27 protein-coding genes are annotated in these 24545 nt (G+C 65.3%); 14 read left to right on the forward strand and 13 right to left on the reverse strand.

Annotation, left to right across the window (positions count from 1 at the left end; all coding sequences use genetic code 11):
- Positions 1-9: 9 nt before the first annotated feature.
- Positions 10-900, reverse strand: a complete 891-nt coding sequence (gene rsmI, locus RFM52_RS30720) for a 16S rRNA (cytidine(1402)-2'-O)-methyltransferase (protein WP_320293799.1) — start codon at positions 898-900, stop codon at positions 10-12.
- 237 nt (positions 901-1137) lie between these two features.
- Here rsmI and RFM52_RS30725 point away from each other — a divergent pair, with 237 nt between their 5' ends.
- Complete coding sequence (locus RFM52_RS30725) at positions 1138-1326, forward strand: hypothetical protein (RefSeq protein WP_320293800.1); 189 nt, start codon at positions 1138-1140, stop codon at positions 1324-1326.
- A 198-nt stretch (positions 1327-1524) separates the two neighbouring features.
- Here RFM52_RS30725 and hemW read toward each other — a convergent pair whose 3' ends face one another.
- The 4 genes from hemW to rph form a co-directional block, all read right to left on the reverse strand.
- Complete coding sequence (gene hemW / locus RFM52_RS30730; RefSeq protein ID WP_320293801.1) at positions 1525-2697, reverse strand: radical SAM family heme chaperone HemW; 1173 nt, start codon at positions 2695-2697, stop codon at positions 1525-1527.
- Complete coding sequence (gene rdgB / locus RFM52_RS30735; protein ID WP_320293802.1) at positions 2694-3371, reverse strand: RdgB/HAM1 family non-canonical purine NTP pyrophosphatase; 678 nt, start codon at positions 3369-3371, stop codon at positions 2694-2696. Before rdgB ends, hemW begins: the two co-directional genes overlap by 4 nt.
- A complete protein-coding gene (locus RFM52_RS30740; protein WP_320293803.1) occupies positions 3371-3781 on the reverse strand; it encodes a VOC family protein in 411 nt (136 codons plus the stop codon). The genes rdgB and RFM52_RS30740 overlap by 1 nt, the downstream gene beginning before the upstream one ends.
- Positions 3782-3965: 184 nt before the next feature.
- The gene (gene rph / locus RFM52_RS30745) at positions 3966-4682 is read right to left on the reverse strand and encodes a ribonuclease PH (protein WP_320293804.1); all 717 of its coding nucleotides are present in this window, start codon (positions 4680-4682) and stop codon (positions 3966-3968) included.
- A gap of 218 nt (positions 4683-4900) precedes the next feature.
- On the opposite strand from rph, the gene hrcA reads away from it, so the two are divergent.
- The 6 genes from hrcA to RFM52_RS30775 all read left to right on the forward strand — a co-directional run bounded on the left by hrcA (position 4901) and on the right by RFM52_RS30775 (position 11116).
- A complete protein-coding gene (gene hrcA / locus RFM52_RS30750) occupies positions 4901-5998 on the forward strand; it encodes a heat-inducible transcriptional repressor HrcA (RefSeq protein WP_320293805.1) in 1098 nt (365 codons plus the stop codon).
- 71 nt (positions 5999-6069) lie between these two features.
- The gene (locus RFM52_RS30755) at positions 6070-6267 is read left to right on the forward strand and encodes a hypothetical protein (protein ID WP_320293806.1); all 198 of its coding nucleotides are present in this window, start codon (positions 6070-6072) and stop codon (positions 6265-6267) included.
- A 117-nt stretch (positions 6268-6384) separates the two neighbouring features.
- Positions 6385-7716, forward strand: a complete 1332-nt coding sequence (locus RFM52_RS30760; RefSeq protein WP_320293807.1) for a PQQ-dependent sugar dehydrogenase — start codon at positions 6385-6387, stop codon at positions 7714-7716.
- A gap of 486 nt (positions 7717-8202) precedes the next feature.
- A complete protein-coding gene (locus RFM52_RS30765) occupies positions 8203-8820 on the forward strand; it encodes a LysE family translocator (protein ID WP_320293808.1) in 618 nt (205 codons plus the stop codon).
- Positions 8821-9055: 235 nt separating this feature from the next.
- The gene (gene cysK / locus RFM52_RS30770; protein WP_320293809.1) at positions 9056-10036 is read left to right on the forward strand and encodes a cysteine synthase A; all 981 of its coding nucleotides are present in this window, start codon (positions 9056-9058) and stop codon (positions 10034-10036) included.
- Positions 10037-10492: 456 nt separating this feature from the next.
- A complete protein-coding gene (locus RFM52_RS30775; RefSeq protein WP_320293810.1) occupies positions 10493-11116 on the forward strand; it encodes a glutathione S-transferase family protein in 624 nt (207 codons plus the stop codon).
- Positions 11117-11616: 500 nt separating this feature from the next.
- Here the strand turns inward: RFM52_RS30775 and RFM52_RS30780 are convergent, their stop codons facing one another.
- Both RFM52_RS30780 and RFM52_RS30785 read right to left on the reverse strand, forming a co-directional pair.
- Entirely contained in the window at positions 11617-12864 is a 1248-nt protein-coding gene (locus RFM52_RS30780; RefSeq protein ID WP_320293811.1) for an RNA polymerase sigma factor, read from the reverse strand.
- 11 nt (positions 12865-12875) lie between these two features.
- The gene (locus RFM52_RS30785; RefSeq protein ID WP_320293812.1) at positions 12876-13244 is read right to left on the reverse strand and encodes a YciI family protein; all 369 of its coding nucleotides are present in this window, start codon (positions 13242-13244) and stop codon (positions 12876-12878) included.
- Positions 13245-13483: 239 nt separating this feature from the next.
- Between RFM52_RS30785 and RFM52_RS30790 the strand changes: the two genes are divergently transcribed.
- The gene (locus RFM52_RS30790; protein WP_320293813.1) at positions 13484-13945 is read left to right on the forward strand and encodes a RidA family protein; all 462 of its coding nucleotides are present in this window, start codon (positions 13484-13486) and stop codon (positions 13943-13945) included.
- Here RFM52_RS30790 and RFM52_RS30795 read toward each other — a convergent pair.
- The 4 genes from RFM52_RS30795 to RFM52_RS30810 form a co-directional block, all read right to left on the reverse strand.
- Entirely contained in the window at positions 13894-15627 is a 1734-nt protein-coding gene (locus RFM52_RS30795) for a saccharopine dehydrogenase family protein (RefSeq protein WP_320293814.1), read from the reverse strand. The two genes, RFM52_RS30790 and RFM52_RS30795, sit on opposite strands and share 52 nt — an antisense overlap.
- Positions 15628-15697: 70 nt before the next feature.
- The gene (locus tag RFM52_RS30800; RefSeq protein ID WP_320293815.1) at positions 15698-16150 is read right to left on the reverse strand and encodes a thiol-disulfide oxidoreductase DCC family protein; all 453 of its coding nucleotides are present in this window, start codon (positions 16148-16150) and stop codon (positions 15698-15700) included.
- A 111-nt stretch (positions 16151-16261) separates the two neighbouring features.
- On the reverse strand, positions 16262-16387 hold the full coding sequence (locus RFM52_RS30805) for a hypothetical protein (RefSeq protein ID WP_263498209.1): 126 nt from the start codon (positions 16385-16387) through the stop codon (positions 16262-16264).
- Positions 16388-16389: 2 nt separating this feature from the next.
- Positions 16390-16536, reverse strand: a complete 147-nt coding sequence (locus RFM52_RS30810; protein ID WP_108702809.1) for a hypothetical protein — start codon at positions 16534-16536, stop codon at positions 16390-16392.
- Between the two features lie 397 nt (positions 16537-16933).
- Here RFM52_RS30810 and RFM52_RS30815 point away from each other — a divergent pair, with 397 nt between their 5' ends.
- The 3 genes from RFM52_RS30815 (at position 16934) to ligD (ending at position 20899) form a co-directional block, all read left to right on the forward strand.
- Complete coding sequence (locus RFM52_RS30815; protein WP_320293816.1) at positions 16934-17440, forward strand: YciE/YciF ferroxidase family protein; 507 nt, start codon at positions 16934-16936, stop codon at positions 17438-17440.
- An 81-nt stretch (positions 17441-17521) separates the two neighbouring features.
- Positions 17522-18376: a non-homologous end joining protein Ku gene (ku, locus tag RFM52_RS30820; RefSeq protein WP_320293817.1), complete on the forward strand. Its 855-nt coding sequence runs from the start codon at positions 17522-17524 to the stop codon at positions 18374-18376.
- Between the two features lie 12 nt (positions 18377-18388).
- Positions 18389-20899 carry a DNA ligase D gene (gene ligD / locus RFM52_RS30825; protein WP_320293818.1) on the forward strand — a complete coding sequence of 837 codons (2511 nt, stop codon included), beginning with the start codon at positions 18389-18391 and terminating at the stop codon, positions 20897-20899.
- A gap of 214 nt (positions 20900-21113) precedes the next feature.
- Here ligD and RFM52_RS30830 read toward each other — a convergent pair whose 3' ends face one another.
- Positions 21114-21788: an ArsR/SmtB family transcription factor gene (locus RFM52_RS30830; protein ID WP_320293819.1), complete on the reverse strand. Its 675-nt coding sequence runs from the start codon at positions 21786-21788 to the stop codon at positions 21114-21116.
- 170 nt (positions 21789-21958) lie between these two features.
- Here RFM52_RS30830 and RFM52_RS30835 point away from each other — a divergent pair, with 170 nt between their 5' ends.
- Together RFM52_RS30835 and RFM52_RS30840 are read left to right on the forward strand one after the other, a co-directional pair.
- Positions 21959-22327 (forward strand): NIPSNAP family protein, encoded by a 369-nt coding sequence (locus RFM52_RS30835; protein ID WP_320293820.1) that lies wholly within the window; start codon positions 21959-21961, stop codon positions 22325-22327.
- Positions 22324-22668, forward strand: a complete 345-nt coding sequence (locus RFM52_RS30840; RefSeq protein WP_320293821.1) for an antibiotic biosynthesis monooxygenase family protein — start codon at positions 22324-22326, stop codon at positions 22666-22668. The genes RFM52_RS30835 and RFM52_RS30840 overlap by 4 nt, the downstream gene beginning before the upstream one ends.
- A 167-nt stretch (positions 22669-22835) precedes the next feature.
- Here RFM52_RS30840 and mbfA read toward each other — a convergent pair whose 3' ends face one another.
- On the reverse strand, positions 22836-23819 hold the full coding sequence (gene mbfA, locus RFM52_RS30845) for an iron exporter MbfA (RefSeq protein ID WP_320293822.1): 984 nt from the start codon (positions 23817-23819) through the stop codon (positions 22836-22838).
- Positions 23820-23998: 179 nt separating this feature from the next.
- On the opposite strand from mbfA, the gene RFM52_RS30850 reads away from it, so the two are divergent.
- On the forward strand, positions 23999-24322 hold the full coding sequence (locus tag RFM52_RS30850) for a hypothetical protein (protein WP_320293823.1): 324 nt from the start codon (positions 23999-24001) through the stop codon (positions 24320-24322).
- Positions 24323-24545: the final 223 nt, after the last annotated feature.

The following is a 24545-nucleotide window of genomic DNA, read 5'->3' on the forward strand; positions in this document are numbered from 1 at the left end:
TTTTTGGGATCATGGTCTGTCCCTGAGCTCCAGGAGCCGCCGGTAAAGCGCCTGTTTTTGGCCGCCGGTCATCTTCGCCGCTTCGGCCGCGGCCTTCGAGGCCGGCATTTCGGCGGCAAGCGAGAGCAGGAGGCGGTCGATGTCGGCCGGTTCTTCTTCAGCCGCATCGGGCGGGCCGACGCAGATGACTACTTCGCCCTTCGGCGTATCGGTCGCGGCATAATGGTCGGCGAGTTCGAGAAGCGTGCCGGTGCGCATCTCTTCGAAGGTCTTGGTCAGCTCGCGGCCGATCGCGGCCTGGCGACTGCCGCCCAGCGCCTCGACCATGGCGCCGAGCGTCTCGGCCAGCCGTCTGGGCGACTCGAAGAAGATCAGCGTTGCCGGCACCTGCTTGAACGTTTCCAGCTTGGTCAGCCGCTGCCCGGTCTTCACGGGCAGGAAACCGGCGAACAGGAAGGCGTCGGAGGGCAGGCCGGAAGCGGTCAGCGCCGCGAGCGCGGCCGAAGGTCCCGGGATCGGCACGACGCGAATGCCGCGCTCCAGCGCCTCGCCGACCAGCCGGTAGCCCGGATCGGAGACCAGCGGCGTGCCGGCGTCGGAGATCAGCGCCACGCTCTGTCCGGCCGCCAGCGCCTCGATCAGCTTCGGTCCGGCCTCGCTCGCATTGTGCTCGTGATAGGCGGTGGTGCGCCGCCGGATGCCGTAGCGTTCGAGCAGCACGCGCGAGACGCGCGTGTCTTCGCAGGCGACGATGTCGGCGGCGGCAAGCGTCTCCAGCGCGCGCAGCGTGATGTCGGCCAGATTGCCGATCGGCGTCGCCACCAGATAGAGCGCCGGCTGAAGCGCCCGCGCCGCGATCTCGGTCTGTCCGATCAGATAGCTGCGTTTGTCGCCGGTCACCGAATGCCCCTCATTCGAGCAATTCCAGGAAAAGTGTGAGCGGTTAGGCTCGGCGACTTCGCCGTAGCCTTCCGTCCGGAATTGCGAAAGAACCAAATCTGTTTCGCATGGCTGACGCCCCGTTGCAAAACGTGAGGTCGGCATAAAGGAAATCGCCATGCCTTTGCCACAGTGCGGAACGAAACCCACATCGGCGAATTTAACCCCTGATTCCCCGGGAGGAGGCAGGACCGAACGATGCCCAATCGCTTCGACATTTTTATCAGCCGACTTGAAAGCAAAACCGCCCGCGAGGGCATGCCCCCACATTCGATCGCCGCCCAGCCCGGCGCGCGCCGCGACAAGGCCGACCAGAAGCAGGCTCGCCACGGCGAGGCGCATGGCGAGAAGACCCGCGGCAAGCACCGCCAGAAGCACGACGCTTAAGATAACCAGCACCCTTCGCGATCTCGCGCCTCGTCATTCCAGGGCGAAGCAAGGAGCGAAGCGACGCGCGCAGACCCTGGAATCCATGCCGTTACATCGAAGCGCCGCCAACGGTGCAGGATTCTGTATCGTCGCGCCCTTCGCACAGGTCATGGCATGGATTCTCGGGTCAAGCCCGAGAATGACGAACGTGCTGGATTACCGCGCCAGATCCGCCACTACCGCATCCAGCACGATCATGCCGGCGGTTGTGGCGCGCAGGCGGGCGTTGCCGACCGGTGCCACCAGCCCCTCGTCCTGCAGCACCGAAAGCCGCGCGCTGGATAGACCGCGCCCGGCGAGCGTCTCGTAGCGCTGCAGGTCGATGCCTTCGGCAAGCCGCAGCCCCATCAGCAGGAACTCGTCGGCTTCCTCCGTGCGGGTCAGGATCTCGCCGCCGGTGACGCCATGCCCTTTGGCCTCGACCAGATTGGCCCAGGTCTCCGGCATCCTTTCCGCTATCGTCACCGTGCGGCGGCCGTTCTCGACGAAACGGCCATGCGCGCCCGGTCCGACGCCGACATACTCGCCGTAGCGCCAGTAGGTGAGATTGTGCCGGCTTTCCGCGCCCGGCCGGGCGTGGTTTGAAATCTCATAGGCCGGCAGCCCATGCGCCGCCGTCACTTCCTGCGTCAGCGCATAGAGGTCGGCGGCGTGGTCGTTGTCGGGTAGCGTGAATTTGCGCGCCGCGTAAAGCGCATGGAAGGGCGTACCTTCCTCGATGGTGAGCTGGTAGAGCGACAAATGGTCGACGGCATAGCCGATCGCCTGCTCCAGTTCCGCCCCCCACGCCTCCGGCGTCTGGCCGGGTCGCGCGTAGATCAGGTCGAAGGAAAGCCGCGGGAAGATTTCGCGGGCGAGGCCGATGGCGTGCAGCGCCTCCTCGACATTGTGCAGCCGGCCGAGGAAGCGCAAATCCTTGTCGTTCAGCGCCTGCACGCCGAGCGAGACGCGGTTGACGCCGGCGGCACGATAGCCGCGAAAGCGCTCGGCCTCGACCGAGGACGGATTGGCCTCCAGCGTCACCTCGATGCCTGCCGGCACGGTCCAGTGCTTCGCCACGGCCTCCAGCACCGCGCCGACCGTTTCCGGCTTCATCAGCGACGGCGTGCCGCCGCCGAGGAAGATGCTGGTCACCTCGCGCGGGCCAGTGCGGTCGCGCATGGTCGCGAGCTCGGTTTCGAAGGCGCGGGCAAAACGCTCCTGGTCGACCGGCTGGTGGCGGACATGGCTGTTGAAGTCGCAATAAGGGCACTTGGCCGCGCAGAACGGCCAGTGGATATAGACGCCGAAGCCGGGGCTCCGGTCGAGCGGTATCGTCACTGCGCTCATGCGGGTCCTGATCGCGCCAAATCCAGGCGTGCCAAATCCAGACGTGCCTGCGCGAATTTCTGGAAGGCGCGGGCGCGGTGCGACAGCGCCGTCGCCTGGCCGGGCTTCCAGCCATGCTTTTCTTCCGCGCTCATCTCGCCGAAAGTCTTGTCGAAACCGTTGGGCAGGAAAACCGGATCGTAACCGAAGCCGAGCGTCCCGCGCGGCGGCCACACCAGCGTGCCTTCCGCCTCGCCCCGATAATATTCGGCCTCGCCGTCCGGGAAGGCCAGGCAGATGACGGCGACGAAGCGGCCGGTGCGCTGCGAAGGCTCGGTCGCGCCGGCCTCCTCGAGCGCCGTTTCGGTCTTTTGCATAGCCATGCCGAAATCCCGGCTGCCGTCGGGCTTCTCGGCCCAGTTGGCGGTGTAGACGCCGGGCGCGCCGTCCAGAGCGTCGACGCACAGGCCGGAATCGTCCGACAGCGCCGGCAGGCCGGTGGCCTTGGCGGCCGCGTAGGCCTTGATATAAGCGTTCTCCTCGAAGGTGGTGCCGGTCTCGTCGGGTTCGGCAAGGCCGTATTCCTTGGCCGACTTCGCCTCGAAGCCGAACGGCGCCATCAGGTCGGCGAATTCGCGCAGCTTGCCTTCATTATGGCTGGCGACGACGATTTTCTGTCCGTTGAGGGAATGCATCAAAAACCCCAGATCCTTGGCTCGGCGAACTCGATCGAATTGCCCGACGGGTCGCGGATATAGATCGAATGCCCGCCCTGCGGCCATTCGAAATCGCTTTCGATGGCGATGTTCCTGGCCGCGAGGTGCTTGCGCCATTCGGCGATTTCATCGGCGGTTGCGGCGAAGCAGAGATGTCCCTCGCCGGCCGTGCCATGCGGCGGCACTTTCAGGCGAGCGTCGGGCGGCGGCGGTATCTTGGTCGCCTCGGCGTTGAAGAGAAGCAGCACGCCATTGCCGCAGCGGAAGAAGACATGCCGGCCTTCGACCTTGCCCAGCGCCTCGAGGCCGATGATGTCGCGGTAGAAGGCTTCGGCCGCGGTCAGATCGGTGACGTAGAGGGCGGATTCGAGGATTGCGGAGGGTATCACGAGGCCCCCCTCTCTGCCCTGCCGGGCATCTCCCCCTCAAGGGGGGAGATTAGCAGCTTCGGCCTAGGCGCCTTTCCTGCAACGTAGACGATTGGCGAAACCCAAGGCGACATCCAATCTCCCCCCTTGAGGGGGAGATGGCCGGCAGGCCAGAGAGGGGGGCCCAGGCTCGACATCCGAAAACCTACGCCACCGCCATCTGCTGCAGGCTAACCAGCCGCGAAATCCCCTTCTTCGCCAGGCCCATCAGCGCGCCAAACTGCTCCTCGGAGAAGGGCTCGCCCTCGGCGGTGCCCTGGATCTCGACGATGCCGCCCTTGCCGGTCATGACGAAATTGGCGTCGGTGCCGGCCGAGGAATCCTCCAGGTAATCGAGATCGATGACCGGCTGGCCGTCATGGATGCCGCAGGAAATCGCCGCGACATGATCCTTCAGCACCTTGGCGACGCTCACCATCTGGCGCGCTTCCATCCAGCGCAGGCAATCGTAGAGCGCCACCCAGCCGCCGGTGATCGAGGCCGTGCGGGTGCCGCCATCGGCCTGGATGACGTCGCAGTCGACGGTGATCTGCTGCTCGCCCAGCGCCTGCAGGTCGACCACGGCGCGCAGCGAGCGGCCGATCAGCCGCTGGATCTCCAGCGTGCGGCCGCCCTGCTTGCCGGCGGAGGCCTCGCGCCGCATGCGCTCGCCGGTCGAGCGCGGCAGCATGCCGTATTCGGCCGTCACCCATCCCTTGCCGGAATTGCGCATCCAGGCCGGCACCTTTTCCTCCAGGCTCGCCGTGCACAGCACATGCGTGTCGCCGAACTTCACCAGGCACGAGCCTTCGGCGTGCTTGGAGACGCCGCGCTCGAAGGAGATGGCGCGCATTTCGTCGGCTTGGCGTTTGGAAGGACGCATCGAGGCCTCTTGTCTTTCTTCTTATTTCGGAATCGTGGCCGGCTTGTAGACGCATGCGACGCAAGTCGCAAAGGAAAATGGGGTCGCAAAGGAAAACGGGCCGGTTGACCCCAAACGCAGCACCGTGACCGCAACGCGGCACTGTGACCGCAGCGCGGCACCGGGTTGCGCCGGTGTGGCTTAAGTCTATATCTTTCAACAGGAGGTTTCTCGCCGGTATGAACAAACCAGTCGATCCGACGTCCCAGAGTCCCGGGTTTCAGTCGCCGGTCCTTCAGTCACTCGACATGCGCTCGCGCGATATTTTCCGGCGGATTGTCGATTCCTATCTGCGCGACGGCGAGCCGGTCGGCTCGCGCAGCCTGTCGCGCATCCTGCCCTCCTCGCTGTCGCCCGCCACCATCCGCAACGTGATGAGCGACCTCGAGCATCTCGGCCTGATCTACGCGCCCCATGTTTCCGCCGGGCGGCTGCCGACTCAGACCGGCCTGCGCTTCTTCGTCGACGCCTTCATGGAGCTCGGCGACCTTTCCGACGAGGAGCGCCGCGTCATCGAGGCGCAGGTGCGCGCCTCCGGCTCGGGCGCGACGCTGGAGCATATGCTGACCGAGGCCAGCCAGATGCTGTCCGGCATGTCGCGCGGCGCCGGCCTCGTGCTCGCCTCCAAGAACGAGGTGGCGCTGAAGCACATCGAATTCATCCAGCTCGAGCCCACCAAGGCGCTCGCCGTGCTGGTGTCGCAGAACGGCGATGTCGAGAACCGCGTCGTCGACCTGCCGGTCGGCACCACCGTGTCGCAGCTGCACGAGGCCTCGAATTTCCTCAACGCCCATATCCGCGGCCGAACGCTGGCCGAGGCGCGGGCGGAAATCGCCCGCATCAAGGACGAGACCAGGGCGGCCCTCGACACGCTGTCGCAGGATCTGGTCGAGAAGGGCCTCGCGGTCTGGGCCGGCGCCGAAAGCGGGCTGCCGGCGCGCCTCATCGTGCGCGGCCGCGCCAACCTCCTGGAAAACGTCACCGCCCAGGCGGACATCGAATTGCTTCGCCACCTGTTCGAGGACCTGGAAACCCAGGACGGACTGCTGCAGCTGCTCGACCTCGCCGAGGAAGGGCCGGGCGTGCGCATCTTCATCGGCTCGGAGAACAAGCTGTTTTCGCTGTCCGGCTCGTCGCTGGTCGTCGCCCCCTATCGCGACAAGGACGCCCGTGTCGTCGGCGCGCTTGGCGTCATCGGCCCGACCAGGCTGAACTACGCCCGCATCGTGCCGATGGTCGACTATACGGCACAGCTGATTTCGCGCATGCTGCGCTAGGTGTATCGATATCCAGGTGAGGCCGGCCTGACCTGAATCTCGACGCGGCTGAGGGCGCAAAGGAGAAAAACATGGCGCTGGAATCGCTCAAGGCCCAGATCGACCTTCTGCTTCAGGAAATGATCAATCAGCCCGAGGACGAGCACGAGATCCAGGAACAGTTGCGCGAGAAATTGCGGGAGCTGCGCGCCATGGGCCTGCCCTTGCCTGCCGACCTCGTCGAGCTGGAAAAGCGGCTCGACGACGACCTGGATGGCGAAGAGGCCTGAGCCCGGCGCCTCGTCAAATCCGCGTGCGCAAGCTTCCCTTCCGGACCGGTTGCCCAATATGTCCTGGGTCCGGGCGCCTGATCAATTGAGGCGCGTTGGCGGACGACGGAGAACAGCATGATGCGGATCGCCGGCCTCGCGCTGGTCCTTGCCACCGGCGCCTTCGCGCAGCAGGCCGATCAACCCTTGCTCAGCGGTGAAAAGGCCTTCGGCGACTGGAAGGCCGACCGTCCGGGCGTGCGCCGGCTGCTGAAGCCTCAGGACCTGCAGAAACCCTATGTGACGGAGTCCGCCACGAACGGCGGCGACGTCATCGATCGCCCCGAAGGCGCCACGCCGAAACTTCCGCCGGGCTTCTCGGCCGAGCTGGTCGCTTCCGGCATCGACAGTCCGCGCGTCGTGCGCGTGGCGCCGAACGGCGACCTCTTCGTGGCCGACAGCCGGGCGAACCAGGTCCGTGTCTACCGTCTGGCCGAGGGCAGCGCCAAGCCTGCCGAGGCGTCGATCTTCGCCAAGGGCCTGACCCGGCCCTACGGCATCGCCTTCTACCCGCAGGGCGACAAGCCGCAGTGGGTCTATGTCGCCAACAGCGACAGCGTCGTCCGCTTCCCCTACCGCGACGGCGACCTCGAGGCTTCGGGGAAGCCGGAGACCATCGTCGCCAAGATCCCGGCCAACCATCACTGGACGCGCGACATCGCCTTTTCGCCAGACGGCAAGACGCTCTATCTGTCGGTCGGCTCCGGCTCCAACATCGCCGAGGATATGGGCGCCAAGCCTAAGGGCGGTGTCGAGGCGTGGGCGAAATCGCAGCCGCTGGGCGCGGCCTGGGGCTCGGAGGAAGGCCGCGCCGACGTGCTGGCCTTCGACCCCGACGGCAAGAACCGCAGGACCGTCGCCACCGGCCTGCGCAACTGTTCCGGCATGACCGTGCAGCCGGCGACGGGCGCGCTTTGGTGCGTCGTCAACGAGCGTGACGAGCTTGGCGACAATACCCCCTTCGAATATGCGACCGCCGTGAAGGACGGCGCCTTCTATGGCTGGCCCTGGTATTATATCGGCGACAACGAGGACCCGCGCCACAAGGGCGCGCGCCCCGACCTCGCCGGCAAGGTCACCGTTCCGGATGTGCTGATGCAGGCCCATTCGGCGCCGCTCAACATCACTTTCTACGAGGGCGGCAATTTTCCTGCCGATTATAAGGGCGATGCTTTTGTCACCCTGCACGGCTCATGGAACCGCGATGTCCGCACCGGCTACAAGGTGGTGCGGCTGAGATTCAAGGACGGCAGGCCGACCGGCGAGTATGACGACTTCGCCACCGGCTTCGTCATTGCCGACGACGCGGTCTGGGGCCGGCCGGTCGGCGTCGCCGTGGCCAGGGACGGCGCCCTGATCCTCACCGAGGACGGCAACGGCACCATCTGGCGCATTAGCTATGGTGGGTAGCTGTTTGGGATGACTGCCGTTGTCGAGCGGCAAGGCATTCACCGCTCATTTCCATGAAATCAGCGCAAACGCTGGCGATTTGCCGAAGCCTCCCCAACCTCGTCATTCTAGGGCGGAGCAAGGAGCGAAGCGACGCGCGCAGACCCTAGAATCCATGCCGTTACCTTGGCCGAAGGATGCAAACGGCGTAGAAATCTGCACCATTGCGGCGCGTCGAAGTCATGGCATGGATCCTCGGGTCTGCGCGCGTCGCTTCGCTCCTTGCTCCGCCCGTGGATGACGACTGGGTGGGCGTCTCGGCCAATCTCCAAGCTATGCGACCCCACCAACGCAGACATAGCCGACCGGTCAAAATTCTTCTCGCTGCGGAAACCAACTCCTTACATCGCTGGCGCAACGAATCCCGCCGTGAGGGAATTACCGTCGAACCGACATCATGATAAAAGCCCGGCTCTAAATCGGTTCCTACGGCCAGTTTCCAAAACCATGACACTCACCGGATTCCTCGCTTACAGCGCCGCGCTCGGCGTCGCCGCCGCCATTCCAGGCCCCGGCGTCACCGCCCTTGTCGCCCGCGCGCTCGGCTCCGGCTTCCGCTCGTCGCTGGCCATGTCGTTCGGCCTGATGCTCGGCGACCTCACCTATCTCACCGCCGTCGTGCTCGGGCTTGCTTTCGTCGCGCAGACCTTCGGCATGGTCTTCCTCGCCATCAAATGGGCCGGCGTCGCTTACCTGGCCTTCCTTGCCTGGCGCTTCTGGACCAGCGGCATCACGCCCGAGACCGTCGAGGCGCGAAAGGCCAAGGGCGGCCTGTTGTCGAGCTTCATTGCCGGGCTGACGGTAACGCTGGGCAATCCCAAGACGATGATCTTCTATCTCGCCATCACGCCGACCATTGTCGACCTGAAGACGATCACGCTTGCCGACTATGCCATCCTTGCGATGCTCACCGTGGTGGTGCTGTTCGTGGTGCTGGTGCCTTATCTGGCGTTGGCCGCCAAGGCGCGCTGGTTCCTGAAATCGCCGCGCGCGCTGAAGGTCCTGAACCGCACCGCCGCCGGCTTCATGATGGGCGCGGCAGCAGCCATCGCCGCCCGCCAGTAAGCTGTGTTGATATTCGGGTGAGGCCGGCCTGACCTGAATCTCAACACAGCTTGGCGCGTGATCGCTTTAATTTCAGCCAAGCCATTCCGAAATCGGGCCATTTCGGAAAATGCATTTCCGGTCACGGGCGCTTTTGAGCAATCGCCCCACTCGGATATTTTCGGGCGCCGGCCTATCTTGCGCGGCTGAAAACCCTATTCTGTCTGCCTGTGCCTTTGCCTTGGGAGTGAAACCAATGAACAAGCCCGTCTCTTCCGCGCGCGTACCCGGTCGCGGCCGCGTCTTCAATTCGATCACGGAGACGATTGGCGACACGCCGCTGGTCAGGCTGGACAAGTTCGCCAAGGAGAAGGGCATCGTCGCCAACCTCATGGCCAAGCTCGAATTCTTCAACCCGATCGCTTCGGTCAAGGACCGCATCGGCGTCGCCATGATCGAGGCGCTGGAGGAAGCCGGCAAGATCGCGCCCGGCAAGACCACGCTGATCGAGCCGACCTCCGGCAACACCGGCATCGCGCTCGCCTTCGCCGCCGCCGCCAAGGGCTACAAGCTGATCCTCACCATGCCGGAGACCATGTCGGTCGAGCGCCGCAAGATGCTGGCGCTGCTCGGCGCCGAGCTGGTGCTGACCGAAGGCCCGAAAGGCATGAAGGGCGCCATCGCCAAGGCCGACGAGCTCGCCGCGACGCTGCCCAATGCCATCATCCCGCAGCAGTTCGAGAATCCGGCCAATCCCGAGATCCACCGCCGCACCACGGCCGAGGAGATCTGGAACGACACCAATGGCGAGGTCGACATCTTCGTTTCCGCCATCGGCACCGGCGGCACCATCACCGGCGTCGGCCAGGTGCTGAAGAAGCGCAAGCCTTCGCTGCAGGTCGTGGCGGTCGAGCCGGAGGCCTCGCCGGTCCTGTCGGGCGGCCAGCCCGGCCCGCACAAGATCCAGGGCATCGGCGCCGGCTTCGCCCCGAAAATCCTCGACACCTCGATCTATGACGAGGTCGTCAGGGTCTCGAACGAGGATTCGGTCGCCAATGCCCGTCTGGTCGCCCGCCTCGAAGGCGTGCCGGTCGGCATCTCGTCGGGCGCCGCGCTGCAGGCCGCCATCGTCGTCGGCTCGCGCCCGGAGAACAAGGGCAAGAACCTCGTCGTCATCATCCCCTCCTTCGCCGAGCGCTATCTCTCGACCATCCTGTTCGACGGGCTGGGCGCTTAGGCGCGCATACCTCGGAGAGTGACTGCAACGGCCCTCACGGTCGTCATCCCAGGGCGAAGCAGGAGCGAAGCTCCGTCGCGTAGACCCTGGGATCCATGCCGTGACCGTGGCCAGGGAATACCACGGTCCAGAATGGATACCGTGTGTCGCCACAGTTTGCGGACACTAGCGAAGCTGCTGTTCGTCACAGAAAGATTCGCAACGCTGTGACGCCGAGACGTCACGGCATGGATCCTCGGGTCTGCGCGCGTCGCTTCGCTCCTTGCTCCGCCAGTGGATGACGAAGTCGGGGACTCCTCGACCAATCCCAAGAGCTTGCGGACAAGCGGCACTCTCCGGATGATCCCTGGCTGGACTGTTCAAAAAGAACCCGTGGCCGGCGCTGCCCGGCTTGAGGCGGGCGCCGCTTCCGGCTCATATCGCCGCCGGCCCAATCGGCCGGCGGGAGGATTTCTCATGTACAAGCTTTATACGCGCCCGGGCAGCGGCGGCTTCGTCGTCGAGGCGGCGCTTGCCATGGCCGGCCTGCCCTTCGAGCACGTCGATGTTCCGAAGAAAGATCCACCCGATCCCGCCTTCCTCGCCATCAGTCCGCTGAACCAGGTGCCCGTGCTGACGCTGCCCGATGGTCATTCGCTGACCGAATCGGCGGCAATCTGCATCCTGCTCGCCGAACGTCATCCGCGGGCCGGCCTCGCGCCGGAAGCGGGCTCGCCCGGCCGCGCCGATTTCCTGCGCGGGCTGGCCTTCATGTCGTCGGTGCTCTATCCGGCGGTCCTGCGGCTCTATTACGCGCACCGCTACACCGCCGATGGCGAAGGCCTGCAGCCGGTGAAGCAGGCGGCGGTCGCCGAGATGGATCGCGGCTTTGCCATTCTCGACCAGGCGCTGGCCGGCCGCGACTGGCTGGCCGGCGAGACGCTGTCGCTGGCCGACATCTACCTGGTCATGCTGGTGGCCTGGCATCCCGATGTCGAGAAAGCGCGGGCCGCCTGGCCGAACATCGAACGCCTGTGGGCGAGGCTGCGCCAGCACGAGCTGATGCGCAAACTGAACGCAACGCATGAGATGTGGGCTTAAAAAAGAGCGCGGCGGTCAGGCTCGGCAGGTCGTATGCCTTGGAGATTGGCCGGAACGCCCATCACCTCGTCATCCACGGGCGGAGCAAGGAGCGAAGCGACGCGCGCAGACCCGAGGATCCATGCCGCGACTTCGAGGCACCGCAACGGTGCAGAATTCTGCTCCGCTGCGGTCTACGATCAAGGTCACGGAATGGATTCCAGGGTCTCCGCGACGCCGCTTCGCGGCTGCTCCGCCCTGGAATGACGAGGTTGGGAGGCTTCCGCCAATCCCCAGCCGAAACGCCAATCGCGGTCGTCATCCACGGGCGGAGCGGGAGCGAAGCGGACGCGCAGACCCGAGGATCCATTCCGTGACCCCCGAGCGCCGCTACGGTGCAGAATTCTGCTCCGCTGCATTACACGGCTCAGGTCACGGAATGGATTCCAGGGTCTCCGCGACGCCGCTTCGCGGCTGCTCCGCCCAGGAATGACGAGGCTGGGAGGCTTTCGCCAATCCCCTCAGCTCCCAACAAGCTTCGCCTTCTCGCCCTGCAGGAAACGCCGCAGCGCCGGGTCGCGCTCGAGGCCGATGGCCCGGTCGTAGGACTGGGCCGCCTGCTTCGTGTTGCCGAGCCTGGCCAACAGCCCGGCGCGGGCGGCCCAATAGGGCTGGTAATCCTGCAGTCTTTTGTCCTCGCCCAGCACGTAGAGCGCCGCCAATCCAGCCGTTGCGCCTTCGGTTTCGGCGATCGCCACCGCGCGGTTGATCGCCACCACCGGCGAGCCGGCCACGGCCTGCAGCGCGTCGTAAAGCTGGCGGATCGCCGCCCAGTCGGTACCGCTGCCGCGCCGGCGCGCCGTATGGGCGGACTGCACGGCGGCCTCCAGCTGGTAGCGGCCGATGATGCCCCTTTGCGCGGCGCGCACCAGCAGGGCTTCCGCCTCGTCGATCAGGCCGTCGTCCCAGAGCGCGATATCCTGCTCGGCCAAAGGCACGAAATCCCCTTGCGGGCCGCGCCTCGCCGAGCGCCGCGCCTCGGCGAACAGCATCAGCGCCAGCAGTCCCAGCGCCTCCGGCTCGTCCGGCATCAGCGAGGCGACCAGCCGTCCAAGCCAGATGCCTTCGGTGGCGAGGTTACGGCGCCTCGTATCGGTGCCGGTCGCATCGGACCAACCTTCGGCGAAGGTGGCGTAGATCGCCTCCAGCACGGCGCCCAGCCGGTCGCCGAGCTCCGCCTGCTCCGGCACGCGGAACGGAATTCCGGTCTCGCGGATGCGCGCCTTGGCCCGCACCAGCCGCTGCCCCATCGTCGCCGGCGAAACCAGGAAGGCCGAGGCGATCGTCGCGGCGTCGAAACCGAGGACGGTCTGCAGGATCAGCGGCGCGCGCACGCCGGCTTCGATCGCCGGATGGGCGCAGGCGAACATCAGGCGCAGCCGGTCGTCGGGCAGCTCCTCGCCGCTCATGCGCGCCTCCATCTCCTCGGCCATCAGCTGCAGATGATCGCGGGCCGCCTCGCCGGTCAGCCGCCGCCGCACCGCGTCCACGTCGCGCCGCCGCGCCACCGAAAGCAGCCAGGCCTCCGGCTGCGCCGGCACGCCGGTCCGCGGCCAGCGTTCGAGCGCCGCCGCGAAGGCGTCGGCCAGCGCGTCCTCGGCGCCGGCAACGTCGCGCGTGCAGGCCGCCAGCCAGGCGACCAGCTTGCCGTAGCTGCGCCGGGCGGCCGCCTCGGCCGCCGCCCGCGCGATCTCCGAGCGATCATCCATCACAAGGTTCGCTATGCGGCGGCTATGTACTCGGCCATTTCCCATATGGGCCGCACCTCGACCGTGCCGCTGCTGGACGCGGGGCAGCGCGCACCCCATTCGATGGCCGTGTCGATGTCGGCTGCCTCGATCATGTAGAAACCTGCCAATTGCTCCTTGGTGTCGGCATAGGGGCCGTCGAGCACATTGGTCTTGCCGTTCGCCATCCGCACCGCGGTGGCCGCCTGGGTCGGACGCAGCCGCTCGCCGGCGATGTAGGCACCGGATGTCTTCAGCGCCTCGGTATAGGCGCCATAGGCCGCGAGCACCTGCTGGGTCTGCTCCTTCGGAGCGTTCGCCATCGCGGCTTCGTCATTATAGATCAAAAGCATGTATCGCATGGTCTTCTCCCGTTTCTTGAAGGCCGCATCGTCGCGTGCCGGTCTATGTCGTGCGGCATCGGCCGATTTCGACAGGCGTCGGAAAAATCTTCGTCTTCGTCGCGCGATTCCGCAAGAACGAGGCTCTCCGGGCAACCACGGCCGATCGCGGAATGCTTGGAGCAACTGGCAGCGCCGCCGCTCGGCACTATCCTTTTCTCTGGGTCGGGACGGATCGCGCGCGAGACGGGAGAAAGACCATGGAACTTGCGACCCACAAGAAATTCAAGAACGGCCGGCTGATGCCTTGGGGAAAAGGAACGGTCGTCAGCGGAGCGAAGGGGACCGTCTATCTGTGCGGAAACACGGCGACGTCGGACGACTACGATCCAATGGGCAAGACCGGCGGTGGCTTCGTCGGCGATGCGGCGGCGCAATGGCGCGCCGTGCTCGGCAACATCAAATCCGATCTGGAGGAACTCGGCAGCGGCCTCGAACATCTCATCAGGCTGACTTTCTTCGTCAGAGGGCCGTTTCCCGATGGCGGCGTTCTCGGCTCGCCCAATTTTCGCCTGGACGTGCTGGACGAGTTCTTCGCCGAGCATTGTCCCAAGCACTGCAGCTACAACAATCCGCCGCCCTCGGAGGTGATCGGCGTTGCGGCACTTGCTCAAGCCGATATCGTCATCGAAATCGTCGCGGTCGCGGCGCTGCCGGATTGAGCTTCGCGACAGCCAGCTGCCAGCACAGGCTCGAGCCAGCCGCGGTAGCGCACGATCGGCCCGGCGAGCGGGTGCGATATCTCGACATGGAAGCGGAAGCGGCCGTCCTCCACGGTTTCGTATGCGTTCGAGCGCGGGCAAAGCCACATCGGCAATGGCAGGCCGAGAAGGCTCCAGCGGCGCAGCACGAGCGACAGGCGGTTCTCCCCGGCCACCAGCGCCATGGCGAAGGTCAGCGGGCCGAAACCCTCGCAAAGCAGCCGCTCCGATCGGCCGCGCCCGGCGAATTGCCGGCTCGAAAAGCCGTGCGTTCCAAAAGTCCGCGTCCAGGTCTCGCCATCCGCGTCGATGTCGAAGCGCACCTTGACCGCAACATCCGTCCCGGCGGGAGGAAAACCGATCAGCCGCGCGGCAAGCCGGCTAAGCAGGCCATCGCCGCGCTCCACGCTGGCGCGCCCTTGCGCCATAACCGCTCCCTCATGCATGGCGCGGATCTCGGCCGGAAGGTTTTTCCACGCATCGCCGAGCAGATCGGGATAGAGCGCCTTTCCCTTGCCGGTATCGTCCCTGAAGCCGCTATGGATCGTCTTGCCGGCGAAGAGCGCTTCATAGTCCTCCAGCTCGACGTCGCCCACCGCCGCCCGCGCACCCGGCGCCGGCATGCGGCCGTCGAGCGCCTTGCGGACGATCGCCGCGACCGCCATGGACGGGATCAGCGGCCCGTCATCGCCCTCGGCCAAAAGGTGCCAGGACCGCTTGATCGGCTTGCCGGCTTCGTCCGCGCCTTCGGCCGCGACGAACATGCCGCCGCGATGCTCGCCCCATGACAGCCGGTTGGTCGCCCAATGCATCAGCGGCGCCAGCGGCGACAGCGAGCGGATGAGGCCGATACGCGCCAGCCATGCCAGGCCGATCAGCGCCCGGTGCAGCACCTCGGGCACCGGCCCGGCGCCCATCCAGATCGTGCTCGCTTCCGGCCACAGCGCCTGCAGCGCGCGCAGGTCTGGTACGTCGACCAGCGAAAACAGCGTGTTCCTCACCGGCACGCGTCCGGGCGGCGCGATCGTGTAGCGCATCTGCTCGGTGAGAGGGTAGCCCTCGGCCGGCCTGCCATCGCGCAGCAGCCGCACCGGCCGGCCGGCATAGCTCGCGATGGCGCGGATGACGTTCTCGCCGACGCCGGCGAAAGGCGACGGCGCGATGCCACCGCGGATCGTGTCGACGCGCGCCATGCCGGCCGAAAGGCGCCGCACCACCCCTGCCGTCAGCACCGGGAAGCTCGACACGCCCGAGAGCACAAGGATACCGGCCGCCCTGGCCGCCGCATCGAAGCCGGCAACGCCGGCGACGAACTCCGAACCGTCGGCAAGGTCGAGATAATGGATGCGCGCTTCGATACAGGCTTCGATCAGCCGGTAGCGACCCTCGCCATAGGCCTGGAATGGGCCGCTGGCGTCGACGACAATGTCGGGCGCCAAGGCGAGTTGCGCGCCGAGGTCGCCGTCGCGGTCGAACGCCGCCGGCGCCAGCCGCGCCTTGGTATCGCCTCGACCCTTGCAATAGGCCGCTGCCTTGGCGAGCGACCGGCCGGCGATGATGAGCTCGAGGCGAGGCTCGTTCTCCAGGAGCTGGACGATGCGTCCGCCGAAGGTGCCGTAGCCGCCGACGATGAGAAGCTTCATAGCCTTGCCCCCAAGCCAGTCCTGCCGCAATTCCGGACGGAAAACCGTTTCACACTTTTCTGGAATTGCTTTAGCCGATCAGCCGCTCCCGCAACTCGGCCGAAGGAATGTCGCAACTGTCCTTGCGGCCGAACAGCGCGTAGCGGTTCTTGGCGATGCGGTCGTAGAGCCAGTCGCGCAGCGGCCGCGGCAGGATGAGCAGCGTGTTGGTCGCGCGCCATGGCCAGCCGAGCGTGGACATGACCGCGACGAAACTGTCGAGCTTCGTGAAGGCCGCGCCGTCGATGATGGCGAGGTTGCTGTCGTAATCGTCGGTCGGCAGGCCGTGCTGGCGAAACAGCGCCTCGCCGAGCGGCGATTGCGCCGTGGCGAAGCGGAAGCGTTTTTCCCGGTCGAGCCTGAGGATAAGCTGGACGAAGCCCGAGCAGAACACGCAGACGCCGTCGAAGACGATCAGCGGCAGGCTTGCGTCATAGGCCTGGCTTGGAGAGGCGGGACGGTTCGGTTCGGGCAGGTCGGTCATGGCGGCCCCGGCTGCTTGTGTCCCTAAAGCAATTCCAGGAAAAGTGTGAGCGGTTTTCCGTCCGGAATTGCGTCAAACTAGAGGGAGACACTAAGCCAGCCGGCGGCGGCGTCAAAGCCGCGGCGTTGTCGCACGCCAGTTGGCGGCGAGCGTCAGGCGCTCGGCGCGATAGGTGGTGGCGCGCTGGTCGGCGGCAGGCCGGCAGATGCGGCTGTGGTGGGCGCGTTCGCGGGTCATGATCAGTTGGCGCTGACGCCCAGCGAGTTGCCGCGGCGCGCGCAAGCCGGGCCCGGGCCGCGCATGTAATAGCGCTCCGGCCGATAGGTCGGCGCGACGAATTCGCGAATGGCGGCGGCGTAGCCGGCGATGTGATTCCAGAAGTTCATTTTACTTGGTCCCTGTCCCGCTTTCGGATGTCCCGTCCGAATTGATCGAGAGCATAGCGTCGAGGCGTGAATAGTCGGTGAACGTGATGTTAATTTCTGGTCCGAAAGTCGTTGCATCGTGGCCGGATTGCGGCTGATTCGGGGTCTTTCGGTGCCTTTCGTCGCGATTCCGTTCCGTGTGACTTTTGCATCACATATGTTTCGTTCCGATGTCGCTTGGACGCGCTTGTGTTTCACGTTCGTCCGGCCCGGGGAAATTTCCTTTCGCGCGGCCCGATGGGCTGGAACCTGTCAAAGAAGACAACGTTGAGCCCGCAAGGCCAGGGCGAACCTGGCCATGTTGACGGCTGTCCGCCGCGCAACTTTCCCACAACGCGAAACATGGAAGGCAACCGCCATGGGCTTCTTTTCGAAAGACATCAAGACGCTGGACGACCTCTTCATCCACACGCTGCGCGATATCTATTATGCCGAGAAGCAGATCGAGAAATCGCTGCCGAAGATGATCGACAAGGCGACCGATCCCCAATTGAAGGCCGGCTTCGAGAAGCATCTCGCGCAGACCAAGGGCCACATCGAGCGGGTCGAGCAGGTGTTCGAACTGCGCGGTGTCAAGGCCAAGACTGTCAACTGCCCGGCCATCGACGGCATCCTTGCAGAGGCTGACGAAGTCAGCGGCGATGTCGACGACAAGGAAGTTCTGGATGCAGCGCTGATCGCCTCCGCCCAGGCCGTCGAACATTATGAGATAACGCGCTACGGCACGCTGATCGCCTGGGCCAGGCAGCTCGGCCGCAGCGACTGCGCCAACGTGCTGGCCAAGAACCTCAAGGAAGAAGAGGCGACCGACCGCAAGCTCACCGAGATCGCCGAAAGCAAGGTCAACCTGCAGGCCGCCGAATAACAGGCCGCGTGGCCGGCCTCCCCGGAACCCAAGCGAACCCCTGTCCGTTGCGGTTGAAACCGCATCGCGCAGGAGTTCGCAATGGCACCACGTCCGGCCTGGAAGGGCTATCTCAAGCTGTCGCTGGTCACATGTGCCATCGAGCTGACCAACGTCGTGACCCATGCCGAGAAAGTCTCGTTCCGCATCCTCAACCGAAAGACCGGCAACACCGTCAAACGCATCTATGTCGATGCCGGGACCGGCAAGCCGCTCGAAGAGGGGGACGAGATCAAGGGCTATGAGGTGAGCGACGGCGATTTCATTCATATCGAGGAGGACGAGATCGAGGCGGTGCAGATCGAATCCTCGCACACGATGAGCCTCGACGGTTTCGTCGAGAAATCGTCGATAGAGCAGATATATCTCGACACGCCCTATTATGTCTCTCCGGCCGACAAGGTCTCGGAAGAAGCCTTCGCCGTCATCCGCGACGCCATGGCGGCGAGGAAAATGGCCGGCCTCGCGCGCATCGTGCTCTACCAGCGCGAGCGCCCGGTGGTGATCGAGCCGCTCGGCAAGGGCATGGTGCTGACCACCTTGCGCTATGACGACACCGTGCGCCGGCCGGCGACGGTGTTCGAGGACATCAAGGCGGCGAAGACCGACAAGGAGATGATCGACCTCGCCCAGCATATCATCGACGGCAAGAAGACGAAGTTCGATCCGTCGAAATTCGAGGACCGCTACGAGGACGCGTTGCTCGAGCTGATCCGCGCCAAGAAGGCGGGCAAGAAGGCGCCCAAGGCCAAGGCGCCGCCGAAGCCCTCCAATGTGGTCAACCTGTTCGACGCGCTGAAGAAAAGCCTCAACGCGGAAGGCGGCGGCAAAGCCATATCGAAAGCGGCGGCCGGGAAAAGCAAGAGCAAGCCCGCGCCGAAACGTAAATCCGCATAGGAGAATGGCGCCATGGCCGGCCTCGAGCAATATCACGCCAAGCGCGATTTCAGGAAAACCGCCGAGCCGGCCGGCAAGGTAACGCGCGGCAAGCAGGCGGGCGGCATCTTCGTCGTCCAGAAGCATGCCGCCACACGGCTTCACTATGATTTCCGGCTGGAGCATGACGGCGTCTTGTGGAGCTGGGCGGTGACGCGCGGGCCGAGCCTCGATCCGCATGAGAAGCGGCTGGCCGTTCATGTCGAGGATCACCCGATCGACTATGCTTCCTTCGAAGGCACCATTCCGAAGGGCCAGTATGGCGGCGGCTCGGTCATCGTCTGGGACGAAGGCAGGTGGACGCCGGACGGCGATCCGGCCCAGGGCATGAAGAAGGGCCATATCGACTTCGAGCTCGAAGGCCACAAGCTCAACGGCCGCTGGCATCTGGTCAGGCTGAGGCCGCGCCCCGGCGAGAAGCGCGACAACTGGCTGCTGATCAAATCCGACGATGCCGCTGCCCGTCCCGGCGAGGATGTTCTTGCGGACGAGCCGAAATCGGTGAAGTCGGGCCTGACCATCGAGGAGGTCGGCGAGGGCAAAGCGGCCAAGGGCGAGAAGCCGAAGGTCTGGCAATCCAACCGGCCTGCCGCCGGCAAGGCCAAGGCCGGGCATGGCAAGCGTCTCGAATTCATTGAGCCGCAGCTGGCGACGCTGGAGAAGGATGCGCCTGCCGGCGAAGACTGGCTGCATGAAGTGAAGTTCGACGGCTACCGCATGCAGGCGCAGATCGAAGGCAGCGACGTCAGGCTGCTCACTCGCGCCGGCCTCGACTGGACCGGAAAGTTCGACGGTCCGGTGACGGCAGCGCTTGCCAAGCTGAAATGCCGCAACGCCATCATCGACGGCGAGGTCGTGGTGCTGGCTGACAGCGGCGTGTCGTCCTTCCCGTTGCTGCAGGCGGATCTGTCGGCCCGCCGCGCCGACCGCTTCGTCTATTACGTCTTCGACCTGATGCGGCTCGACGGCAGGGATTTGCGCCGCGAGCCGCTGGTCGAGCGCAAGCAGGCGCTGGCCGAGCTGCTCGGCAAGCAGCCCGAAAATTCGGCGCTGCGCTTCAGCGATCACTTTCATGAACCGGGCAAGGTGATGCTGCAGCATGTCTGCCGCATGGGCCTGGAAGGCGTGGTGTCAAAGCGGGCCGACGCGCCCTACCGCAGCGGGCGGGGGCTCTCCTGGATCAAGTCGAAATGCACGCTCAGGCAGGAATTCGTGATCGGCGGCTATCTGCCTTCCGACAAGACTGGACGCGGCGTGCGCTCGCTGCTGGTCGGCTTCAACGAGGGCGGCAAGCTGCACTATGCCGGCCGCGTCGGCACCGGCTTTTCCGGCAAGGTGTTGACGGATTTGAAAAAGAAGCTCGACGGGCTCACGGCGAAGACGTCGCCCTTTTCGGCCGCCGTGCCGAAGGGCAAGGGCCTCACCTTCGTCAAGCCGGAACTTGTCGGCGAGGTGGAGTTCCGCAGTTGGACATCCGACCGTATAATCCGCCACGCCTCGTTCCAGGGGCTTCGCGAGGACAAGCCGCCGGAGGAAGTCGTGCAGGAACAGCCGAAGAAGGCCAATAAGGCAGAGGGCGAAGCAAAACCGGGCGCAAAGACCACGCCGAAAACCTCGGCCGGAATGGCCAAGACGTCGATAAAGCTCTCGCATCCCGACAAGCTGCTGTGGCCCGACGAAAAAGTCTCCAAGCAGGACCTGCTCGATCACTACGCGCTGGTCTGGCCGCGCATGGAGCAATTCGTCGTCAACCGGCCGCTGAGTCTCGTGCGCGCGCCGGACGGCATCCACGGCCAGCGCTTCTTCCAGAAACACGCCTCGCCCGGCATGAGCGACAAGATCGCCAGGATGAAGGATCCGACCGACGGCGAGGAGATCCTTTATATCAAGGATTTCGACGGGTTGGCGGCGCTTGTCCAGTGCGGCGTGGTCGAGGTGCATATCTGGGGCTGCACGCTCGATGCGTTGGAAAAGCCGGACCAGATCATCTTCGACCTCGATCCGGACGAAGGTGTCGATGTCTCCAAGGTGCGCGAGGCAGCGCTCGACATCCGCAAGCAGCTCGACGAGCTGTCGCTGCCGAACCTGGTCAAGACCTCCGGCGGCAAGGGCTATCACGTGCTGGTGCCGCTGAAACCGTCGGCGGAGTGGGATGCGGTCAAGGATTTCGCGCATGATTTCGCCCGCGCGCTGGAGCAGGCGGCACCCGATCGCTACACGGCGACGCTGTCGAAGAAGGCGCGCACCGGGAAAATCTTCGTCGACTACCTGCGCAACGGTCGCGGCTCGACGACGGTCGCGCCCTATTCCTCGCGCGCCAAGAAGGGCGCGACGGTATCGATGCCGGTGACGTGGGCGGAGCTCGAGAAGGGCTTGGCGCCGAATGCTTTCCCGCTTGGCGATGCTTCCACGCTGGCACAGCTGAAGAAGGCTGATCCGTGGAAGGAGTTCTTCAAGCTGGGGAAGGTGTTGAAGCGGGGGTAGTTTTCACCGCCGAGGGACAGCACCCCCCTCTGGCCTGCCGGCCATCTCCCCCTCAAGGGGGGAGATTGGCAGTTTCGGCGCCTCGCTTGTCCTGCAACGTTGAAGGTTGGCGAAAGCCGGCGTGACATCGATCTCCCCCCTTGAGGGGGAGATGCCCGGCAGGGCAGAGGGGGGTGCCTCGCGCCGACATTGCGAGGTTATCGTTGCACCCGCCTTACACCAGAAACACCCGCTCAAACTCCTGCCTGCCCTTGGGCGAGAACACCACGGCGCGACTGTCCTTCTCGCGGCGCGCCCATTTCTCGGCAATGATCTTGTCGAGGATGGCGGCGCCCAGCGAGCCGGCGAGATGCGAGCGCCGCACGCTCCAGTCGAGGCAGGCGCGGCACACCGGCCGCCGCGCCTTGGCATGGGTCTCGATGCCGAGCGCGGAAAAATGTGAGGCGCCGGATGACGAGAGCCTGATCTCATTGTCGTCGCGCAGCAAAAGCTTCCTGTCGAAGAGCCGGTCGAGCATCGCCACGGCCTGCTCGCCGGCGAGGTGGTCGTAGCAGACCCGCGCCACGCGCATGGCCGCATCGCGCGGTCCGGGCCGCACGCGCTTCGGGCCGACCGCCTCAGCGACGCCGATGATCGCCTCGATCATGCCGGCCACCTGCGCGCTGGCCAGGCCGTAGTAGCGATGCCGGCCCTGGCTGGCCAAGGTCAGCAACCCGCCATCCATCAGCTTCGACAGATGCGAGGAAGCGGTGGGCAGCGACACCCCGGCCTCCAGCGCCAGCTCCGACGCCGTCAGCGCCGTGCCGCCCATCAGGGCGTTCAGCATATTGGCGCGGGCCGGGTCGCCGACCAGGCTGGCGATGCGGGCGATGTCGGGTCCTTCACGCATGGTTCGATCCTCATCGAAGCATTCCCGTCAGGGAAGCACTATTCTGCGGTCATCTCAAGCAGCGCGGCAAGCTCTCCTGACAGGAAGATGCCTAGCACAATGACGCAAGCGATGTTTCGACCGGGATCGAACCGTCGTCGTCGAAAACCAACCAGACGAGGAGACCGACAATGACCATCACCTGCTTCATCCGCTACGAGATCGACCCGTTCGGCAAGGCGGCCTTCGAGCAATATGCGCGGGCCTGGGGCCAGGCTATTCCGCGCTGCGGCGCCGATCTGATCGGCTACTACGCCCCGCATGAAGGCTCTGCCACCACGGCCTACGCCGCCTACGACATCGAGAGCCTCGCGGCCTATGAAGCCTATCGCGCGCGGCTTGCCGCCGACCCGGCCGGCAAGGCAAATTACGAGTTCGCGCGGCGCGAGAAGTTCATCCTCAAGGAGGATCGCGTCTTCCTGAAGCTGGTGTCCGGACCGCATGGTCCGCGGCAGGTCTTTCGCACCGACGTGACGGTCAAGGAGGGAATAGAAGCATGATCGCTGTCATCTTCGAAGTGGAGCCGGCGGAGGGAAAGCGCGATGCCTATCTCGGCATCGCCGCCAATCTCCGGCCGCTGCTCGACGGCATCGACGGCTTCATCTCGGTAGAGCGCTTCCAGAGCCTTACCGATCCGAAGCGCGTGCTGTCGCTGTCATTCTGGCGCGACGAGGAAGCGGTGAAGGCCTGGCGCAACACCGAGGAGCACCGGCAGGCGCAGCAGGCCGGCCGTGGCGGAATCTTTGCCGGCTACCGTCTGCGCATCGCCCATGTCGTGCGCGACTATGGGCTGACGGAGAGGCAAGAGGCGCCGGCGGACAGCAAGGCGGTGAATGGGTAGCGCGATTCTTCCTTCTCCCCCTTGTGGGAGAAGGTGGACGGCGCTTTAGCGCCGAGACGGATGAGGGGTGCTCCAGCGGAGTGAGACGCTGGTGGCATCTGGAACACCCCTCACCCGTCGCCTTCGGCGACATCTTCTCCCACAAGGGGAGAAGGGGACGCCGGCCCTCACGCATTCCCGATCAGCACGCCCGCGCCAAACACCAGCGCGCCGCCCAGCACAACCTGGAAGGCGGCGCGCCAGAAGGGCGTCTGCATGTAGCGGTTCTGGACGAAGGCGATCGCCCAGAGCTCGAAGAACACCACCACCGCCGCCACGGCGGTGGCCGTCCAGAAGTGCGGGATCAGATAGGGCAGCGCGTGACCGAGGCCGCCCAGCGTCGTCATCAGGCCGACCGTCAGTCCGCGCTTGATCGGCGAGCCGCGCCCCGACAGCTTGCCGTCGTCGGAGGCGACTTCCGTAAAGCCCATCGAGATGCCGGCGCCGATCGAGGCGGCGAGGCCGACCAGAAGCGTCTGCCAGGTGTCGTGCGTGGCGAAGGCGGCTGCGAAGATCGGCGCCAGCGTCGACACCGACCCGTCCATCAGCCCGGCCAGCCCGGGCTGCACGTAGGTGAGGATGAACTGGCGCTGCTCGGCGCTCGCCTCCTCGACCTGGACCGTCCCCGGCACGTGCTCCTGCTGCAAGTCATGCGCCGAGCTCTCATGGCCCTGTTCGGCCACGGCGAGATCGTCGAGCAGTTTTCGCGTCGAGGCGTCGGTGGTGCGCTTGGCCGCCTCGACATAGAAGCGATAGGCCTGTTGCTCCATCGCCTCGGCCTGTCGCCGCACATGCTCGATGCCGAGCGGCTTCACCAGCCAGTCGGGCTTGCGCTCGAAATAGCCTTTCACATGCTCGCGCCGGATCAGCGGGATGCGCTCGCCGAAGCGCCTGCGGTAAAGCTCGATGAGCGAATCGCGATGCCCGTCCTCCTCCTCGGCCATCGCCTCGAACACTTTTGCCGATTGCGGAAAGTCCTGCGCCAGGCCATCGGCATAGGCGCGATAGATGCGCCCGTCATCCTCCTCGGAAGAGATCGCCAGCGCCAGGATCTCCTGCTCCGACAGTGAATCGAACGAACGGCGGCCGAAGCCGAAAACACGGGAAAGCATGATGGGATCACTCTAGTTTAGAATAATTCTAAACTAGAGTCTTGGCCGTCGAACGTCAATTGTGAACGGCACGACTGCGCGCGCGAAAGAGTGATCCAGCGGAGCCGCGCCGCCTCTTCATTATCACCAAATGTTAGCCTATATAGTCGGCAACAGCCGAAATTGAAGGAACCAAAGGAATGACGCACAAGAAGCCTCCGCACGGATTCGATGCGAAGCCCGTTCTCGATCTCATCGCCAGCATCGAGGCCGACCTGCAGCGCCTGAAGGGCCTTGTCGAGGAGCAGCTCGAAAAATTCGACCCGGCCAACCCACACAACAAGACGCCGGACGGCAAGCTGACCGAGGAAGGCGCCGAGTGCTGTTACCGCATGTTCGACGAGGGCAAGTCGCGCTACACGGTTTCCCAGCAGATGAAGATATCCTTCGCTGCCGCCACCCACCGCTTCAACTCCTGGCGCAAGCTCGGCGGCAGCAAAAGGACGAAGACGCTGCTGGGGTGAGCCTCAGCCGTCACCGCCGCCAAGCAGGTCATCAGGGCGCCGGCCGAAGCTGCTAACCTCCCCCTTGGGCGGGCAGGGCAATCGCATCTGACAGCGTCAGCCCCCTGGAGACGTCGCCAAGGCGACAGAGGGGCATTGCGCGCGAGTGGCGCCCTATTCTTCGTCATTCTAGGGCGGAGCAAGGAGCGAAGCGACGCGCGCAGACCCTAGAATCCATGCCGTG

Origin of the sequence: Mesorhizobium humile (genome assembly GCF_033977215.1) — a bacterium.
In the GTDB taxonomy this organism is placed as follows: Bacteria; Pseudomonadota; Alphaproteobacteria; order Rhizobiales; family Rhizobiaceae; genus Mesorhizobium; species Mesorhizobium humile.

What these genes read in the sequence shown, in the direction of transcription:
- RFM52_RS30725 (WP_320293800.1), top strand. Translation starts at nt 1,138, where the DNA reads ATGCCCAATCGCTTCGACATTTTTATCAGCCGACTTGAAAGCAAAACC.
- hemW (WP_320293801.1), bottom strand. Translation starts at nt 2,697, where the DNA reads ATGAGCGCAGTGACGATACCGCTCGACCGGAGCCCCGGCTTCGGCGTC.
- rdgB (WP_320293802.1), bottom strand. Translation starts at nt 3,371, where the DNA reads ATGCATTCCCTCAACGGACAGAAAATCGTCGTCGCCAGCCATAATGAA.
- rph (WP_320293804.1), bottom strand. Translation starts at nt 4,682, where the DNA reads ATGCGTCCTTCCAAACGCCAAGCCGACGAAATGCGCGCCATCTCCTTC.
- hrcA (WP_320293805.1), top strand. Translation starts at nt 4,901, where the DNA reads ATGAACAAACCAGTCGATCCGACGTCCCAGAGTCCCGGGTTTCAGTCG.
- RFM52_RS30755 (WP_320293806.1), top strand. Translation starts at nt 6,070, where the DNA reads ATGGCGCTGGAATCGCTCAAGGCCCAGATCGACCTTCTGCTTCAGGAA.
- RFM52_RS30760 (WP_320293807.1), top strand. Translation starts at nt 6,385, where the DNA reads ATGATGCGGATCGCCGGCCTCGCGCTGGTCCTTGCCACCGGCGCCTTC.
- RFM52_RS30765 (WP_320293808.1), top strand. Translation starts at nt 8,203, where the DNA reads ATGACACTCACCGGATTCCTCGCTTACAGCGCCGCGCTCGGCGTCGCC.
- cysK (WP_320293809.1), top strand. Translation starts at nt 9,056, where the DNA reads ATGAACAAGCCCGTCTCTTCCGCGCGCGTACCCGGTCGCGGCCGCGTC.
- RFM52_RS30775 (WP_320293810.1), top strand. Translation starts at nt 10,493, where the DNA reads ATGTACAAGCTTTATACGCGCCCGGGCAGCGGCGGCTTCGTCGTCGAG.
- RFM52_RS30780 (WP_320293811.1), bottom strand. Translation starts at nt 12,864, where the DNA reads ATGGATGATCGCTCGGAGATCGCGCGGGCGGCGGCCGAGGCGGCCGCC.
- RFM52_RS30785 (WP_320293812.1), bottom strand. Translation starts at nt 13,244, where the DNA reads ATGCGATACATGCTTTTGATCTATAATGACGAAGCCGCGATGGCGAAC.
- RFM52_RS30790 (WP_320293813.1), top strand. Translation starts at nt 13,484, where the DNA reads ATGGAACTTGCGACCCACAAGAAATTCAAGAACGGCCGGCTGATGCCT.
- RFM52_RS30795 (WP_320293814.1), bottom strand. Translation starts at nt 15,627, where the DNA reads ATGAAGCTTCTCATCGTCGGCGGCTACGGCACCTTCGGCGGACGCATC.
- RFM52_RS30800 (WP_320293815.1), bottom strand. Translation starts at nt 16,150, where the DNA reads ATGACCGACCTGCCCGAACCGAACCGTCCCGCCTCTCCAAGCCAGGCC.
- RFM52_RS30805 (WP_263498209.1), bottom strand. Translation starts at nt 16,387, where the DNA reads ATGACCCGCGAACGCGCCCACCACAGCCGCATCTGCCGGCCTGCCGCC.
- RFM52_RS30810 (WP_108702809.1), bottom strand. Translation starts at nt 16,536, where the DNA reads ATGAACTTCTGGAATCACATCGCCGGCTACGCCGCCGCCATTCGCGAA.
- RFM52_RS30815 (WP_320293816.1), top strand. Translation starts at nt 16,934, where the DNA reads ATGGGCTTCTTTTCGAAAGACATCAAGACGCTGGACGACCTCTTCATC.
- ku (WP_320293817.1), top strand. Translation starts at nt 17,522, where the DNA reads ATGGCACCACGTCCGGCCTGGAAGGGCTATCTCAAGCTGTCGCTGGTC.
- ligD (WP_320293818.1), top strand. Translation starts at nt 18,389, where the DNA reads ATGGCCGGCCTCGAGCAATATCACGCCAAGCGCGATTTCAGGAAAACC.
- RFM52_RS30830 (WP_320293819.1), bottom strand. Translation starts at nt 21,788, where the DNA reads ATGCGTGAAGGACCCGACATCGCCCGCATCGCCAGCCTGGTCGGCGAC.
- RFM52_RS30835 (WP_320293820.1), top strand. Translation starts at nt 21,959, where the DNA reads ATGACCATCACCTGCTTCATCCGCTACGAGATCGACCCGTTCGGCAAG.
- RFM52_RS30840 (WP_320293821.1), top strand. Translation starts at nt 22,324, where the DNA reads ATGATCGCTGTCATCTTCGAAGTGGAGCCGGCGGAGGGAAAGCGCGAT.
- mbfA (WP_320293822.1), bottom strand. Translation starts at nt 23,819, where the DNA reads ATGCTTTCCCGTGTTTTCGGCTTCGGCCGCCGTTCGTTCGATTCACTG.
- RFM52_RS30850 (WP_320293823.1), top strand. Translation starts at nt 23,999, where the DNA reads ATGACGCACAAGAAGCCTCCGCACGGATTCGATGCGAAGCCCGTTCTC.